Source organism: Candidatus Bathyarchaeota archaeon (genome assembly GCA_026014725.1).
Lineage (GTDB): Archaea > Thermoproteota > Bathyarchaeia > Bathyarchaeales > Bathycorpusculaceae > Bathycorpusculum.
This window is the reverse complement of the sequence record JAOZHV010000053.1, coordinates 1-15,770: the sequence shown is the minus strand read 5'-3', so window position 1 is coordinate 15,770 and position 15,770 is coordinate 1. Positions and strand designations below refer to the sequence as shown.

Sequence of the window (15,770 nt, the reverse complement as noted above, 5' to 3'; positions counted from 1 at the left end):
AGTTCAACGCCTTTTATGTCTGGCAAGTCTACGTCGATGAGGGCAAGGTCGAAGGGTGTTTTTTCGCAGGTTTTTAGGGCTTTTTTGCCGTTTTCCACGGCTGCAACCGCGTAGCCTTCTTCCTGCAGAATTGAAGAGAGCATGCTTCTCATTTGCGCATCATCGTCGATGACTAAGATGTTCGCTATCAAACGTGTCACTTCCCTGTTTGCGGGTTTGCCTTAACAGCTTGATGGTGAAAGTATCGATATATTCTTTCAGAATCCAAAATATGAATTAACCATAGTTGCTTATGGATTATGAAGCCCTAAGTTTGTTCACTTTGATTGCAAAGGCGCTTGGTGTACGTAAGGATATTATGACGACAAGCATGGATGCTGTGCTGGGATGCATGAACGTGCTGACAACAGACTACAGCAACAAAAGCAACAAGCACAAGGAAAAACTATAGCCCCCTTATATGAACTACAAATAGGGCGAACTAGTTTTTAGATTTGGATTAAATTTTAATCCAACCAACCACTTCCTCATCACTCTGCTACCACTCAATCACTCTGTCACTCATTCTCTGTCACTCTCTCTGCTCCTACCTCTCTCTATACACCTATACCTACCCATATACACGCGCGCACGCGCGAACGCGCCAGCACAACGCGTTGCTCTAAAGACCTAATTTACAAAAGACGACAGATGTTAGCGGGGAGTAGCTCCAAACCCTCGTCCAAACCCGGAAAACACAATTGACAGGTTTTAGTCAAAATAGCTTTTTAAGATGGTGCCGGATCGGTAATTGTTGTAGCATTGGCTTTTTCAATAATAGGTGATTTTTATTCGTTAGGTGAAAGAGCAAAAGCGGTCGGGTGGATAGCTGCATCCGGCGAAGGTATTGCATTTATTATTGCTGCGCCATTAATTGGTGTAATTTCTGATATAGGAAATTGGTGTTCTGTCCTGCTTGGGTTTGCTTTGCCTACCTAGTTTGCCAGCCTCATATTGACTCTTATTATTCTGAGACCCAAGTTGAGAGAAAAACGTGCTTCAAGAAGAAATATACCTAATCTTTCGGATATCAAACAAGCGCTCGCTAACAAATCTGTTTTAGCTTGTATACGTTGGGGATTATAATTTTTTATGCAGCATACGCTTTATACGTTTTTTTAGTGTCCTACTGGAGACAGGAATTCCTAATAAGCAATAGTTTCGGGTCTGTTACCATTGTGGTTAACGCTTCGATATCCGCGTTAGCAAGCATAGTTTCGGGTCGACTAATTAATCGAATTGGCCGAAAACTCATGATCATAGTTTTCAGTTTCATGAAAAGTATCTCAGTAATATTGACAGTTATCATGCCGACATTTTTATTATCCTGGGCAGTAAGCATGCTTCGTATTTTAAGCTGGGGATCAGCTAGCACCGTATATGCCAGCTTGAACCTCGAACAAGCGCCCAAACTTCGCAGCTCCATAATGTCATTGAGTGGCGCCTTCAGTGGTGTAGGTTTACTGACTGGAACAACATTGCACGGAACAGTGTTTAATACATAACGGTTACCAACACATGGGGTTAGTTATTGGCATTTTGGGATTAGTTTCAATTGTTCTCTTAATCCCATTTGTAAAAGACATAAAAAAAGTCAACATGACTATAGAATCGAGGTACTGCTTTTCCTAAGTGCACGCTAATTCTGCAGGATTGGGTTAAAGCTGGGGCAGTTCATGAATTTCGGAGTCACCTCCGAAAAACGCTGTTGACTTTGGCTCTGAACTATGAGAGCAACATCAGAGACTTGGAATTGCCATTTAGGTTGACAAGGGGTTTGCTGAAGCCTCTATGTGTTAAAGGAGGAGGTTTGCTCTCTTGATATGATTTGAGGGATTTGCCTTTTTTATTTTTAAGGGTGAAAATTTGGATTTTTCAATTGAATTAACGAGCTTGCTAATGATTTGTTTGAGTTCTTTTCACGTTGGCTCGATTTATGTGTCATTCTTTAAGCTTCTGATAACTGCCTTTCTTGGGACCAATAGCAGTATGGTGGTTTTGAGTAGTCTATGCAACTCTTAGTAATGCTCATATAAAGTGTTCTGGCTCGTAGCTGGCGTGTGTCTCTATAGATAGTTTTTCCAGATTCAACCTTTTTTTGAAGTTTCACGTTGGGAATATGTTTTCAGGCGAAGACGAGGCTCAATGGAACCTGAAGCATTCTGGGTTTAAGTTAACAGAATTCTTGACGCTTATGCTCAGTCTAAGAAAGCACATTAAGACAGCTTTGCCACTTAATTAACCATTGAAAAGTTTACGCTTTCACCCTTTAGCGGAGAAAAAGCCGGCTGAAATTCAACAAAAAAGCGACCCATGTTTGTCGCCACCGAAAAGGTGTTCACGCAGACGCGGGTTTTTTTGCCGTATTCCCTTTTCTAAATAGAAATTGAGAGCCGGAATTAAATATCCGTCTAGTTTGAACTTTCTTCTGCGGGTTTTGCCAGCCCACAGTTTTTCTTTTAATGCGCCAGAAGCACGTTCCCATGTGATGCGATGAGATTTCCATACAATTTAAATGGTTTTTGGCATTTTTCTATATCAGTAAGATTATAAGCGCAGATACCCATTATTGGAATATCCAGTATCTTGTGGAAAAGCTTCTCATAGTTTAACACTTCATTGTAATACCCCTTGATGAAGAAACAGTGCATTTCGCCTACAGCTCTGAAACCATTAAACTTTCCGATTGCACGATAAAATTTGTTCTTCCAAAAGTTTCTAGTTCTTTCAATATCCAGCTTTCCATTCGTAAGGTAAACTTCGTCGTAATTGAGTATCTCCAGCGAGCCTTTTTTTCGTGGTTCTCCACAGCTATTCCGTATCTCATCATTGCTTCCCTGATTTGTCGGGGTGTTTCGTCACTTGCCACATAAATAGCGGCTTCATTGTTTTTCAGCCCCAAGTCTATGAAGCTAAGAAGAATTTGTTGTTTCATTCTTGCTGAATCATATATCAGAATCACATGGTCTGATGCTCTTATTTCTCTAACTTGGCTATCGAGGATAATACCTATTTTTGTTGCCTGAACTTCGTTTATTGATGCTTTCCACAATTCTTCAAAGTTTCTGAGAAGAATGCCGATTAGATTTTGGTTTGTCGTCCATAAACAGGGGTATTCCCCTAAATTTCCTTCGATGCTTGTGCAAAGCATTGCTTCCCTATTATCTGAAACCAAGTAATGGTTTACCGGAAAGTTAACATAGCGGATTTCAAAATTAATTTTTGGAAGTTGCTCTCGAACAATTTTTCTGAAGGACGAACTGTATCCATTAAGGTCGCAAAGTGCGCGGATCTTTACTTGCCTTTTAGCCATTGCTTTAAGTTCACTTCTATGAGAGAAAATCAGGCTTGAAAGCTTTTTCTTACTGTAAGCTAGTTTAAGTTCACAAGTAGTGTTGCCTATAACACTGCAACCCTTTTTATGCATTAACTCCTTATTTGATATCAGTGAAAAGGTTTCTTCGTTATACAACTTTTTCGATTCGTCTATCGCGGAGTATCTAAAGTTCTTGATTATCTGTGCCTTTTTAGTTTTCAGAGTTTGAATCTTTTTCTTTGTCTGTTCTTGGTTCATCCTAATCAAGATTGAAAGGGATTGTTCAAGTGATGTTGCCTTTATCCTAACTGGGTGCCCAATGATCTTTTCAATAAGTCCCAATGACTCAAGCTGAGGCAAGTTTCTGTAGACATCTTCTTTTCGCATATGTGCGGATTTGGTGATTGCAGAAACAGTTGATACTCCAAGTCTGAGTGCAGCCATGTATACTTTGACTTGAGAATTAGTGAGTCCGAAGTCACTCAATATTTCAACTTCTCGCTCGGTTGGCATCATTTACCATCTGGTCTGAATAACATTGGCTGATAGGAATAGTTACTGTATAGTAACATTCACTCCAATTTAATAAAGCCTTTGTTAAAAGGAGAAGTTAAAAATTGTTAGGAGAAAAAAACAATTGACAGAATGTAAAATAGATGCTATCTTGTTTTCCTTGATTAGACAATTCGCAAATGGCTGCAAAACAAAACAGATGACAACTAGAAACAGAAGAAGCAAACTTATCGCCGTAGCTTTCGCCTTAATGATAGTTGCAGCATCCTCCGCTTTTCTCATATTTGAAAACCAGACAACCACCACAGCCAGCGGACAAATATCCAGTGACATGCTTCAATATGAATGGCCTAGTGCTCATCATGATCCGCAACGCACTCTATATAACCCTGGACCAGGCCCTGCCATGCCGAATCTAAAGTGGACAGCAAGAGTTCCTGGGGCAACAGGCTATCCTGTAGCTTTCAACGGAATGGTCTTTGTTGGCAATGGAAGTTGGACTTATGCTCTAAATGGAGCCACAGGAGCGATAGTCTGGAAAGTCAATCGGTCTGGAAGCATGACAAAAATTGATTCGACATACATGATGATAGGAGCAGCTTGTGTACGGATTTCGGATGGTTCAACGGTCTGGGTTGGGCCGTCAGAAATAGGAAGCAACCTCCAGACTTTCTCATACGGCGTAGGCTACGTTCCTGAACTCAAAATGTTCATGCCTGGTAGATTTGGTGGCTCGGCTTGGCGTCTCTCTGATCCTTCGCAACCCCCCACGCTTGCATGGAACATAACTGACAAACTGAACGTAGACATTGGTTTTCCAGTATACGGTGATGGCAAATTCTTCCTCGGGTCAAATGACGGTTTCTTAAAAGCTTTTGACGCCCGCACCGGCGAGCCTCTTTGGACGGCGCCTTCCGGAAGCATGTTCTTCTACTCTCTTGTTTACTATGAAGGCAAGGTAATTCATGGTGGACTTGACAACTGGGTTCGTGCTTGGAATGCAACCAATGGTCAGCTCATTTGGACGTACAATCCATACACCTATTATGGACAATGGTCTCTTGATTTTGCCGCAGCGCATGGAATGATCTACGGAAAGAACCAAGATACTTACCTGTATGCCATAAATGCAACAAATGGTGAACTTGTATGGCGCCAGAAAGGGCCAGGTATTGGATATGCAAATCACGTTACTATGGCAGGTGATAAGATTTACACCGCAATGGGAGAATATCAATACAGAGACTTCGTTACAGGCGAATACGCAAAACCAGAATTCAGCTGTTTCGACGCTTTCACTGGAAAGCTACTATGGACTATTCCAATAGAAAACCAAGCCCCATCCAACCAACAATGTAATGCTTACGGAAACCTCTATATGATACCAACTAAAGGGTCGCCAGCTGTACCCGGATACTGGGCTTATGGTGGAGGCGGCTCATTAGGTGAGGTATGGTGCATTAGCAGTGAAACCGTAGACTGGTCAATGTTCATGAGAGACCCCGAACACACTGCTAGGGGTGCAGGCCCGCAAGAATTAGAATTCAAGTGGAAGTTCACAACAGGCGCCCAGGTTCATTCATCGCCAACCATTTCCAACGGAGTAGTCTACTTTGGGTCATTGGACGGCAACATCTACGCTGTCGGAGCTGAAAATGGACAGCAAATATGGAATTACACCATTGGCACTCCAATTGTCTCTTCTGTGGCAGTAGTTAATGGCAAAGTTTACACTGGTGCTGACGATGGCAACATTTACTGCTTGGACGCAATTACAGGTGCTAAATTGTGGAACACTTCTGCAGGGGGGATTTCCAAAAATATCTTGTGGAATAGCATCGCAGTTGTTTACGTACGGAGCTCTCCAGCAGTGTCTGGCGGAAGGGTATACGTGGGTTCGCTTGATGGCAACCTCTACTGTCTCGACGCTAACAACGGAAACGTAATATGGAAACGCACAAAACAGAAGGACCCATATACGCATCACCCACGGTAGACGGCGACGCAGTCTACTTCCCATCAACCAGAGGAGGTTATCCTGTAGGCTGGGGCCCAACTGTAACAAATGGGACATTCTACAAGCTTGATGCAAACTCTGGCTCAATAATCTGGCGAAGAGAAATACCTTATGTACTAAATCGCACTAGTGGTTCAGGGAATTTCTTATTAGCAACAGCAACAGTTGCGGAAGGCAAGGTTTTTGTGCGAAACGGCTTCTACTTCAATTATGCTCTCAATGCGACTAATGGTGAGACAATTTGGACTTCCACCGCGAGATTTAATGAGGGCACCCCAACTCAATGGGGGGGAGTAATCCAAATAAATGCTCCACTCTACAGACACGGATACATTTACATGAATGACTACTATGGAATAGTTTGCCTTAACGCAACTACAGGGAAAGAACAGTGGTTCACATTTCTTTCTAGAGAGAACCTGAGTCCCGCTTTAGCTTTTTCCTATGGCAGAGTATATACTGTCAATGAGGTTGGGAACGTCTTTGTACTCGACTGGCTGACGGGCGAGAAACTTGCATATTATGAAATTGGTGCCTACCAAATACACAGCTCTCCATCGCTCTACAATGGCAGTCTATACGTCGGTTGCCACGATTACAGCGTATACTGCTTAACTGACTTTCCAAAGCCAGAGGTTGTTACCACTGAAATGTCTTTGACTCTAAGCGCTAATAGGGTAGAGAAAGGCGACAAAATTTATATTGAGGGCGGCGTGCATCCAGTTAACTATCGGGTCCCAATTACGCTTACTCTTGACAGGCCTGACACACTCTACGTTGATATTCCTGTGATGACCGACGAAAACGGCAATTTTCAAGTGATTCAGACATTTGATGTCGTTGGAGATTGGAAGATTGTTGCTTGGTGGAACGGGGACGATTTGCACACAGCCGCCTCCAGCCAAACCCTGAGCCTGTCTGTCATTGAACCCGCAGTGGCACCACCACCTGAGTATCCGCAACCGATGGATTATACAATACACTTTGTAGGCGTTGCAGCAGTACTCCTCATTGCAATAGTGCTCGTTGGAGTCTGGATAAAGAAAAAATAGAATAGGCAAACGTCAAGCTCGCCTTCAGCTCCCCCTTTCTTAGTGACCGCAAGCAAGCGAGAGGGGCTGAAAAGGAACTCTGGGCGGAAAAAGCAACTAACGCAGTAGTAGCAGTTGTTTCAACAGGGTTGCATTCTTTCTTTTCTCCGACCGCTCGGAGCCTCAGCACACCCTCTTTCAACGCTTGCGTTTTCCAAGGGAAGCGCCATACCCTAGTTAAACATAAGGCGTTTTTTCTAGACTATCGAGTTGGGTCTTTGCTTTGAATGCTTTGCTAAATTGTGGTTTTATAATTCTGGTTTTGATAGCTTTTAGCAATTCTCCGTTTTGTATTAAAGTGGTCTAGGAACAGTTTTGCGATGTCGATAAAGTTTGTAAATAGTATAGGTGCCTCTATTAGTCCAGCTTTCGCTGAAGTGGCTACAAAGACTTCTTTCTCGTCAAAAACTGCGTAGGCTGCAACGGGTTCATGAATGAGCCATCTTAGTGCAAAGTTTGATTTTGTTGGGAACAGCTGTTCATCCTTTTCAAACGCCTGCGTGCCATGTGTGTTTACGATTACTCTTATGTTAACGCCTCTATCTAAGGCTTCAGCAAACTTGTACGTGTTCAATGCCGTTGCGATTCTCTTGGGGTTCGTGCAAATATCGATGCTTTTCTGCGTCTGCTCAAACCTCTGGTTCACTCTCAAGACTGTAGCTTCCCTTTCAGGGATTATAACGCAATGATGTTGATCGGATAGTTCCGCACGTGCGTCACGGTTACTCGTTTCCACTATCTTTATTGCCTCCTTCTGCAGATCAGAAATTTCGCGTTTCCTGCGTTGAAACAGTATGGACACGCCTTCTGCCAAGGGAATCACGCGGTACCTACTCGGGGCAGTCACAACCTTCTCCACTAAACCCGTTTTCTGTAGTTCATGCAACACACGATAAATGTCTTGACGACACACTTTAACCAATTTCCAGAATGCACTTGCCTCCGCCTCTCTGACTTTTGTCATGACAAGGTACACCTTTGCCTGCGTCTCGCCCACCAAGACAATAGAATTCGGATTAAGGGTTCGCTTCTGCGATGGCTAAGGCTGACCTTTTTATACTCCTTTGCCCTTCCCGCCCGACCAAAATTGCATGACGGTTAAGCAGATGAAGTCTAAAATAGCCAAGATATTCTTGAACGACTCAGGTTATTTTTTGGGCAGAGGCAAAGGCTGCCTCATAGTTAAGCACAGAAAGGGAAAAGTTGAGGAGTATCCGCTGTTTGAGAATGAAGTTGGAGAAGTGCAGATTAAAATCGGGAACTCTGTCTCTTCTGGAGCTCTGGCTACATGTGCTTTCTGGGGAATAGACTTGCTGATTTTGACGCAGAGAGGCAACCCAGTAGCCTATCTGAAAAGCCTTGAAGATGACAGTCATGTTAAGACTAGGCTTTGTCAATATGAAGCCATGAAGAACGGCAAGGCCGCTGAAATTGCCAAGAAGATAGTTTTGAGCAGGATTGAAGGGCAAAGCCAGATACTCAAAAAGTACGGCATGCGACAGCATGACGTAATGAGGGCAAAAGAGACAATAAACAACATTGAATCGAACAAGCTGAGCACTGTAATAAAAAAGCTGCTCTCAATAGAAGGAAAGCACACAGAGCATTATTTCCATCAAATCTTTAAACTAATGCCAAAATCCATATTGAAAACGGAAAGGCGCAAAAACTTCAAAGCCTACGATGGTGTCAACAACACTTTCAATTTAGCTTACACTGTCCTTAAATGGAAAGTCCACAGAGCAGTAATAAGGGCTAAACTGGAACCGTTCTTAGGCTTTTTACATTCTGAGCAGTTTGGCAAACCGTCTCTGGTTTGCGACCTGATGGAGCTGTACAGATACCTTGTTGACGACTTCATAATCCAATACGCCAAGAATCTACGCAAGAAAGACTTTTCAATGAATCAAGAGGACTTTTCTTCCAATAGAAAAGGCAAAAGAGAATATTTAACCAAACAGCTATCAAAAGACCTTATGATAAAGCTGAATTCCTTTTTTGAGTCAAAAGTTGAAGTGCCTCGCGTGAAGCATGGGAACAGGCAAGAGATAGAGAGTTTGCTTAACGAAGAAGCCCTGCTGCTGGCAAAGTATTTGAGAGGAGAAAAGGCAGATTGGGTTCCAAGAATACCAGCTTTGGGAAGCTTCAGGCTAAACCATCCCCTCGGGGCTTCAATATAGAATTCGCTCACCCTGCTTTAGGGACCCAAGCTAACTGCTGTTTGGTGCGCCGGCCTCGCCTACGATTGCCTTAATTATTTCATGTCTTGACCTTGAGACACCATCTAATCCGAAGCGCTTTCCGATCGCTGTGCCTGCGAATGCATCTAAAAGGTCAAAGAGTTTGTTCAGTGTCTGGCTTTTGTCTTCCTTGCTTTTGGAACTTCTCTCCAAAATGCCTCTGAGAAGTCGTTCTATCTGCTGGTAGGTTGCCTCGTAGAAAAGCCATCTCGCGCCTTCTGTCTCAAAGGCCGTCAGGGCGATTGCAAGAACACTTAGGCGCCCAAGTGCAAGTTCCATTGTAGCATCAACGTAGCGGCTCGTTTCCAAGGTTTCAACATCTCTTTGGAATCTCTGTATCTCGCTGTCAACGCTCCATGGATAGAATTTGTCTCTGAATTCTTTTAATTCGGCGAATAGCCGTGAATCTAGGCGATACAGGGTTGGCTTGCCTCGTCTGTCTCTAATCACTTCTTTTTTCACCAAACCCATTTGAATCAGCCCCTGTAGCCTGAAGCTGAAAGTCTGTCGAGACATCAACTTTTTTATCGGGTCAAGCTCCAAAAGGTGCCCCCAGCTAATGCCCTTCGGTTCCTCAAGTTGAACCTGAAAGATGCTAGAAAGTATGGCCTGCTCTCGTTTGTCCAGATCCGCGAACACACCTATTTTCATCGGCATCGCCGATTAAGTATGAATCATATACTAAATATATTTGCCTTACCTTCTCTTAGCGAGGCAAATGATTATGGAAAGAACGAGAGATACTCAGACAACCTCCAAGAAAATTGAGACAACCAAAAACGAAACTGGGACGGTGAAATCCGCATGAGATCAAACGAAAGACCAACGGAAATTTGTGCGATGAGACATCACAACCTCAACGCGAGTGTGCTTGGTTTCACAAAAAACGAGGAAGAAGGGTATGAGTGCAAATGAACGGGAGGCGACCATGGCTTATGATTCCCGCCGTAGGCATTTGGAGGGTTTTCTGCATGAAAAGAGATCAGGGCTGTATCATCGCGACATGGCTATGTGGGCCGATGAGCAAGGCCTCTGCACCAAAACTGCAAAGCAGTATTGGCAACGCGCCGTCTGGAAGGGGTCATCGAGATCAACGGAGACCGCTGGAGGTGGATCACTGAGGAAGCTGTCATTCCGAAAACTGAATCTGCCACGAAACAGAGTCCGCACTCGTCTGAAAGCGAGGCTGCAGATACATTGCATAGCAGAAAGGATAGCTTCGTGGTTAATAGCCACGGGGTCGATGGCGCAAGAATCACTAGAGGCACTTACGTTGACCCCTCAGAGCTGCGAGCTAAACTTAGAGAGAAAATCTGCATAAAAAAGGAGGAGTAAGAATGGACTCAGTTGAATCGTACGTTTTCCACCAAATCTTTGAAAGAGTGAGTCTCGAGGTAGATCTAACAGGCTGCACCACTGCCAATGCAATAAATAACAGGCTTAAAATCGCTCGACATCAAGCCAAAACCATGGCAAAGACCGCTAAGACACCGTTTGCCCGAAAAAGGTGGTGGTTCAAGGCAGAAGAGCTTGACAAGCTTTTAGAGCATGATTTCGCGGGAAGGGCAATTTTCGAGGCGCGACGGAATTCAAGAGGCATTATTGCTTTAACATTGATTTACGGGAGAAAAACTGCCAGGGAGAAGATTCAGGCGCAGAAAAAAGCTGCATTAAGATATCGATTTGATTTCACGCAAGTCAAGAGAACACCGGAGCTCAGACGAGGACAAGTATATAGAAGGTGGTACAAATGAGGCTCAATTTAACGTTCAGATTCCTTGGTCAGATGTTTCTGTTGCATCTACAGAGCATGGCCATCCCGAAGGCGCCAACGACTGGGCTTTCAGCGAGGATTCCGCACACAACTGACTATGCACTGTTTCTGGATTACGACAATATAAAAGATCAAAGGCTAGTAGACGAATTACAGTATTTGCAGGAGCTCTATGGGTTAGGCGATTTTCACGTGCTTGCTACCAGTGAGTTCGGAAGACACGTCGTCTGCACAGACAGAATGCCGCTCAAGGAAGCTTTGGAAGTTGTCTACAATTCCACTTGCGACCAATTATTCAAACGAGGCATAAGAATCAACGAGTACAGGACGTGGATTCTAAGAACGCAGGAGAAGGGCAGTAGACCAAAGCCGAGGTATCTTTACTCTGTTGAATCGCCATACAATGGAGAACGATTGCAGAGTCAGGCGCACGCCATGTTTTTGAAGATGCACTACGGGGCTAAAATCCGACTGGTTAACCCTGATGGAAACAATACTCTCGACTTCCAAGACTATAAGACAGGCTCGAAACTCAAGAAGGGAAATTGAAATGAGGACGTTTACGCCAAACGAGCTGGAGAAGCTGCCCATCTGCGGCTTTGAACCATTCGGGCGTTGCCCGCCCGAGGATAAAATAGACCTCAAGCACTGCGTGAAATGCAGAGCAGAAGATATTATGGGTGCCTTGCAGAGGCGAGATGTGGCTACTGCCGCTCTTAGCTTAGTAACTCTGCTTCGTATCCTTCATAAAATGGATGTGCTACCAGAGAACATGAAATTCGATACGGACGAGTTGAAATAATGCATCGGCGCGCTAAGAATAGGCTAAGATGGCTGGAGTCGGCATTGCTGGTATAACCGGCGATGAGTAAACGGCCAAGCGCTGGCTACAAAATAGGCTCAAGACATTCAAGAACTAAGTGGAGGTGAACGTTTTGAACAAGAGAACCTCTATGTCACATGGCACAAATGTGGCTAAGCTAGTGAATGGTTGCGAGAAATGCGGAAACAGAATTGCTCTCTTTGAGTGCTTTGCGATTCCCAAGAATCCAGAACTTCATCCGATTGCCATCTGGAAGTGCGTGCGTTGTGGCTCCAGAATTGAGATGCACGCAAAAAACTCGAGTGACCTGCATAGTTACGTTGAAACCTATATTTCAGAACCCCTACCTGAAAAGGAAATACCTGGAGCAGACTATGGAGCTTTATTCGACATGATTGCGGAAGGATCATCTAGACCGGAAGCCTTGGAACTCAGAAGAATTATGTACAAAAAGGCTTGCAAAGAGGCACTGACAAAGGAAGAAGCAGGGAAGCTGGAACGCCTAAGAAGATCAAGATAGCCTGTCCAAAAAAAAGGCGGAGAATAATTTAAGACCTTTCTGTCGTCTATTGTTTTCCCGCCTTTCCACTTTTCTTTTGATAATACCTCTGTAACAGTTCCTTGTATTTCTCCGGATTTTTCGCCCGCCAAATGTAACTTCGGACAATCTGCTCACTTAACTTCATCTTTTCAGCTATTTCCTTAACGGTTGCCCCTTTCTGACTCATCTGGTAGACTTGTTCGATTTTACTTTTCTTTTTCTGCTTCCGTTTGGATGTAGCTATCTGGTTCCCAGCTTTGGCGGTTTCTTTTGAGTTTTCTTGATTTTGCAAATTATACCTCCTGCTTTCTAGAAGCGCGCGGCGGGGAGGCAGACGAGTATTTAAAGGCCGCTTCTGTAGAACAGAATCACGCACTGACCCAGTTTTTCAAATTTTGCTGCAATAAATTTGCAACTGAAGAAAACAAGCCTAAGACCATATCCCACGATAGACAAGCTCAACGAGCACCAGAAAGTGATTTACGAGATTCTTGAAAAGAACAGAAGAATGCCTGCCTGTTCCCTCTACGGCGAATACCGCCCTCTGACCCGTGCGCCTGTTGTTGATAGGGCCTATCGCAACTACATGCAGAAGATGGTCAAACTGGGGCTCATTAAATCCGATGGGAAAGGAAGATGGAAAAGCTACGAAATTGCATGTTAGCTTTTAACGAACAATCAAATTTGTTCATTAATTCTGGATATTTGGTGCCAACTATATAATCAAAAAAGACTATGTTTGTCCGTAGAATAAACATTTAAATAAGTGTTAAAACAATGATATTCAGAGGTTTATGTCCGAAGACTCAAAAGTCGCTGACCAACTAAGTCTCCTTGAGAGCATCAATTCCAAACTGGACCAGCTCCTAAAGTGGACACGCTTTGCAGGGCTACAACAGTTGAGAAATGTTCTTGCGCAGACGCTAACGACGGACAAGGAATTATTGGCTTATGAACTGTCAGATGGAGAGCGCACCACGAGAGAAATAGCCACACTGACAGATGTTCGAAGCAACGCGACTATTGCCAACTACTGGAGGAAATGGAGCAGATTGGGAATTGTTGAGCCGTCGCAGAGCCGTCAAGGAAGGTTCAAGCATTTTTGCTCTCTGGAGGAAGTCGGTCTCACAATTCCACCTACCCCAGGGACTGAAACGACAACCACAGATAACGAGGAGGAAATATTGGATGAGCGACAAAATCAATGACCAAATTCTCAAGACCCTTAAAGAGATGCTGAAATGGCTGAAGTTTTCGGGAGTCAAGGAAGTGAGGACTGTAATGTCGAGTGCTCTGGAAACGGAACAGAAGAGATTGGTCTTTCACTTGAGCGATGGAAATCGAGGGATTATCGAAATCGGAAAGTTGGCAAATGTCGGTAGCAGCACCGTCGCACGATACTGGGAAGCATGGTATCGTTTGGGTCTCATGGAGCCAATCTCTGTTAAGGGGGGCGTCAGGTACAAGAAGGCATTTGAGCTGGAAGACTTCGGATTTAATGTCCCTCAGATGAAAACATCTGCTGCCGGACAGGGCGAGGCTACAAGTCAAACTTTAGGGCAAGAAGGTGAAACCAGATGACAGCAACAGATAGTGTACTGGAAGAAATCTCTGGCAAGCTTGACAAGATAGCTAAGTTGCTCGCAGCTAGCACCATAAAAGATTACGGCACTGAACAAGAGAAAATTGAGCTGTTAGACTCAATGGGATTCACATCAACCGAAATTGCAAAGCTTCTCAACAAGAGCATCCAAAACGTGTGCGTCCAACTGAATCTTATTTCCAAAAAGAAGGAGAAGGCCGAAAAGAAAGAACCGAAGCTGGAACCAGAGAAAATTGCGGCTCAAGACGCGACAACAACAGAGGAAGGTAAAACAAAATGAGTTCGCAAGACAACGTGCAGACGGGATTGCTTAGGGAAATTCTGAAGTGGACAAAGTTCTCTGGAATGAGAGCAGTGAAAGAGGTGTTAAATTCCACATTGGATACCCCTGAGAAAAAACTGCTTTATCAGTTAAGTGATGGCAGCAAAGGGTCTGTCGAGCTTTGCAAGGCTACAGGCATAGCCAGTACTGAAACAGTCACAAAGAATTGGAAAAACTGGACAAGATTAGGGCTTGGCGAGAACCTAGCAGTTAAGGGCGGTAAGAGGTTCAAGCGAGCATTCGACGTGGAGGAATTTGGCATCGAAGTGCCAGAACCAACTGTCGAAAAGAAAAGCGCAGTTGCAAAAGAGCAAGAGTCCCAAGCATCGGAGGCAAAGTTATGAGCGAAGAATGGAAGAAAATCGTAAAACAGAATGAAATTGTCATTTCTCTACTTGGCAGGCTTGTGTTCACCCAAGAAAAGGTTCATGATATAGTCACAAAGAAGAAACAAAATCCCGAAAAGTATGTCGAGGGTTACAATGCTTGCGATGGTAATCACAACGTGAATGAACTCGCAACTATCGTTGGTGTGAAGCAAGGTACTTTGTTCCCCATTTTGCAGGAGTGGGAGGAACTTGGAATAATCTACGAGACTGAAAAACCAAAGGGCAGGTTCTACAAGAAGCTGTTCTCAATTTAGAAGTGATGGCATGCCTGAAAGTGAAGATATATTCGAAGAAGTGAAAAAAATACGCTGGCACCAAGAAGCTATCGATAGCAACATGGAGTTGCTAACGCGTGCCCATGGTAAGGAAATACTTGCCGAGATAATGGATTTTTTTGGAAATGTTCCTGGAAAAAAGAAGGCCATCAATCTGGCTCGGGTTTATCTGGCTGTTGACGGAGTTAGGACTGTGGGGACTATTGCCGCAGACTTGAAAATGAAAACGCCGAATGTCTCAATAGAAATCGGAAAACTGAAAGAGATGTCCCTGGTGGAGGTCAAAGAGGTTGTGAAAGAGGGGACAATATACAAGAAAAGAAGAGTAGACACACTCCTAAGAATAAGCCAGAAATTGATTAAAGACTTTGGATTTGACAAGATTCCAAAAGTAGAAAACGCAGAAGTATCACCCGAACCTGTAACAATTGAAGCTAAACAGGAAAAAAAGAATGAATGACGCGCTGAAGAGAAGGCTACTATCCATAATCATGGATTTTATCCATGAAAGCGGCTACAGAGACCTAGATAGTTTTGCGTCCAAGATTGCGGAAGCTTACGTTGGATTATTAACAGAAGCAGGCAACGTTACGCTTGATGGTCTATTAAAAGAAGTTAGTAAGGTCCGAACCTCCTTTTTCAAAGCAAATTCTTTGACCAAGGCAGACTTCACTCAAGCGCTCCATAGGAAGCTATCGCAAAATGATTTTTCAAAATATCTAATCCCTCTCAAGTTTGATGTCGCAAAAAATTTCATAGTCGCCAACTTTGAGATAGGGGTTGACAAAAACAAATTTGTTACCGAGAGAAAGGAGATTCTTTCAAAA

General features: G+C 43.7%; 22 protein-coding genes. 17 read left to right on the top strand and 5 right to left on the bottom strand.

Annotated features, from left to right (window positions below):
• Positions 1-191, bottom strand: a 191-nt coding sequence (locus tag NWE95_11820; GenBank protein ID MCW4004587.1) for a response regulator, incomplete at its 3' end; no start/stop codon positions are given.
• A 101-nt stretch (positions 192-292) separates the two neighbouring features.
• Between NWE95_11820 and NWE95_11815 the strand changes: the two genes are divergently transcribed.
• Entirely contained in the window at positions 293-451 is a 159-nt protein-coding gene (locus tag NWE95_11815) for a hypothetical protein (GenBank protein MCW4004586.1), read from the top strand.
• A 350-nt stretch (positions 452-801) separates the two neighbouring features.
• Positions 802-978: a hypothetical protein gene (locus NWE95_11810; protein MCW4004585.1), complete on the top strand. Its 177-nt coding sequence runs from the start codon at positions 802-804 to the stop codon at positions 976-978.
• Between the two features lie 1,717 nt (positions 979-2,695).
• Here NWE95_11810 and NWE95_11805 read toward each other — a convergent pair.
• Positions 2,696-3,841, bottom strand: coding sequence for an MEDS domain-containing protein (locus tag NWE95_11805; GenBank protein ID MCW4004584.1), 1,146 nt, complete (start codon positions 3,839-3,841; stop codon positions 2,696-2,698).
• Between the two features lie 151 nt (positions 3,842-3,992).
• On the opposite strand from NWE95_11805, the gene NWE95_11800 reads away from it, so the two are divergent.
• On the top strand, positions 3,993-5,864 hold the full coding sequence (locus NWE95_11800) for a PQQ-binding-like beta-propeller repeat protein (GenBank protein ID MCW4004583.1): 1,872 nt from the start codon (positions 3,993-3,995) through the stop codon (positions 5,862-5,864).
• Positions 5,816-6,937 (top strand): PQQ-binding-like beta-propeller repeat protein, encoded by a 1,122-nt coding sequence (locus tag NWE95_11795; GenBank protein MCW4004582.1) that lies wholly within the window; start codon positions 5,816-5,818, stop codon positions 6,935-6,937. The genes NWE95_11800 and NWE95_11795 overlap by 49 nt, the downstream gene beginning before the upstream one ends.
• Positions 6,938-7,211: 274 nt before the next feature.
• Here NWE95_11795 and NWE95_11790 read toward each other — a convergent pair whose 3' ends face one another.
• A complete protein-coding gene (locus tag NWE95_11790) occupies positions 7,212-7,973 on the bottom strand; it encodes a hypothetical protein (protein MCW4004581.1) in 762 nt (253 codons plus the stop codon).
• A 109-nt stretch (positions 7,974-8,082) separates the two neighbouring features.
• On the opposite strand from NWE95_11790, the gene cas1 reads away from it, so the two are divergent.
• On the top strand, positions 8,083-9,156 hold the full coding sequence (cas1, locus tag NWE95_11785) for a CRISPR-associated endonuclease Cas1 (protein MCW4004580.1): 1,074 nt from the start codon (positions 8,083-8,085) through the stop codon (positions 9,154-9,156).
• A gap of 30 nt (positions 9,157-9,186) precedes the next feature.
• Here the strand turns inward: cas1 and NWE95_11780 are convergent, their stop codons facing one another.
• Positions 9,187-9,867, bottom strand: coding sequence for a hypothetical protein (locus NWE95_11780; GenBank protein MCW4004579.1), 681 nt, complete (start codon positions 9,865-9,867; stop codon positions 9,187-9,189).
• Between the two features lie 686 nt (positions 9,868-10,553).
• Here NWE95_11780 and NWE95_11775 point away from each other — a divergent pair.
• The 4 genes from NWE95_11775 (at position 10,554) to NWE95_11760 (ending at position 12,333) form a co-directional block, all read left to right on the top strand.
• A complete protein-coding gene (locus tag NWE95_11775; protein MCW4004578.1) occupies positions 10,554-10,970 on the top strand; it encodes a hypothetical protein in 417 nt (138 codons plus the stop codon).
• Positions 10,967-11,539, top strand: coding sequence for a hypothetical protein (locus tag NWE95_11770; GenBank protein MCW4004577.1), 573 nt, complete (start codon positions 10,967-10,969; stop codon positions 11,537-11,539). Before NWE95_11775 ends, NWE95_11770 begins: the two co-directional genes overlap by 4 nt.
• Position 11,540: 1 nt before the next feature.
• The gene (locus NWE95_11765; protein MCW4004576.1) at positions 11,541-11,792 is read left to right on the top strand and encodes a hypothetical protein; all 252 of its coding nucleotides are present in this window, start codon (positions 11,541-11,543) and stop codon (positions 11,790-11,792) included.
• Between the two features lie 133 nt (positions 11,793-11,925).
• Positions 11,926-12,333: a hypothetical protein gene (locus NWE95_11760; protein MCW4004575.1), complete on the top strand. Its 408-nt coding sequence runs from the start codon at positions 11,926-11,928 to the stop codon at positions 12,331-12,333.
• Between the two features lie 46 nt (positions 12,334-12,379).
• Here NWE95_11760 and NWE95_11755 read toward each other — a convergent pair whose 3' ends face one another.
• Complete coding sequence (locus NWE95_11755) at positions 12,380-12,646, bottom strand: hypothetical protein (GenBank protein ID MCW4004574.1); 267 nt, start codon at positions 12,644-12,646, stop codon at positions 12,380-12,382.
• A gap of 117 nt (positions 12,647-12,763) precedes the next feature.
• Between NWE95_11755 and NWE95_11750 the strand changes: the two genes are divergently transcribed.
• From NWE95_11750 to NWE95_11715, 8 genes are all read left to right on the top strand, one after another.
• Entirely contained in the window at positions 12,764-13,018 is a 255-nt protein-coding gene (locus NWE95_11750; protein ID MCW4004573.1) for a hypothetical protein, read from the top strand.
• Positions 13,019-13,148: 130 nt separating this feature from the next.
• Entirely contained in the window at positions 13,149-13,562 is a 414-nt protein-coding gene (locus tag NWE95_11745) for a hypothetical protein (GenBank protein ID MCW4004572.1), read from the top strand.
• Entirely contained in the window at positions 13,543-13,935 is a 393-nt protein-coding gene (locus NWE95_11740) for a hypothetical protein (GenBank protein MCW4004571.1), read from the top strand. Before NWE95_11745 ends, NWE95_11740 begins: the two co-directional genes overlap by 20 nt.
• On the top strand, positions 13,932-14,237 hold the full coding sequence (locus tag NWE95_11735; protein ID MCW4004570.1) for a hypothetical protein: 306 nt from the start codon (positions 13,932-13,934) through the stop codon (positions 14,235-14,237). Before NWE95_11740 ends, NWE95_11735 begins: the two co-directional genes overlap by 4 nt.
• Positions 14,234-14,623, top strand: coding sequence for a hypothetical protein (locus tag NWE95_11730; protein ID MCW4004569.1), 390 nt, complete (start codon positions 14,234-14,236; stop codon positions 14,621-14,623). The genes NWE95_11735 and NWE95_11730 overlap by 4 nt, the downstream gene beginning before the upstream one ends.
• A complete protein-coding gene (locus tag NWE95_11725) occupies positions 14,620-14,922 on the top strand; it encodes a hypothetical protein (protein MCW4004568.1) in 303 nt (100 codons plus the stop codon). Before NWE95_11730 ends, NWE95_11725 begins: the two co-directional genes overlap by 4 nt.
• Before the next feature lie 10 nt (positions 14,923-14,932).
• Entirely contained in the window at positions 14,933-15,403 is a 471-nt protein-coding gene (locus NWE95_11720) for a hypothetical protein (GenBank protein ID MCW4004567.1), read from the top strand.
• Positions 15,396-15,770, top strand: a 375-nt coding sequence (locus tag NWE95_11715; GenBank protein MCW4004566.1) for a hypothetical protein, incomplete at its 3' end; no start/stop codon positions are given. The genes NWE95_11720 and NWE95_11715, both read left to right, overlap by 8 nt.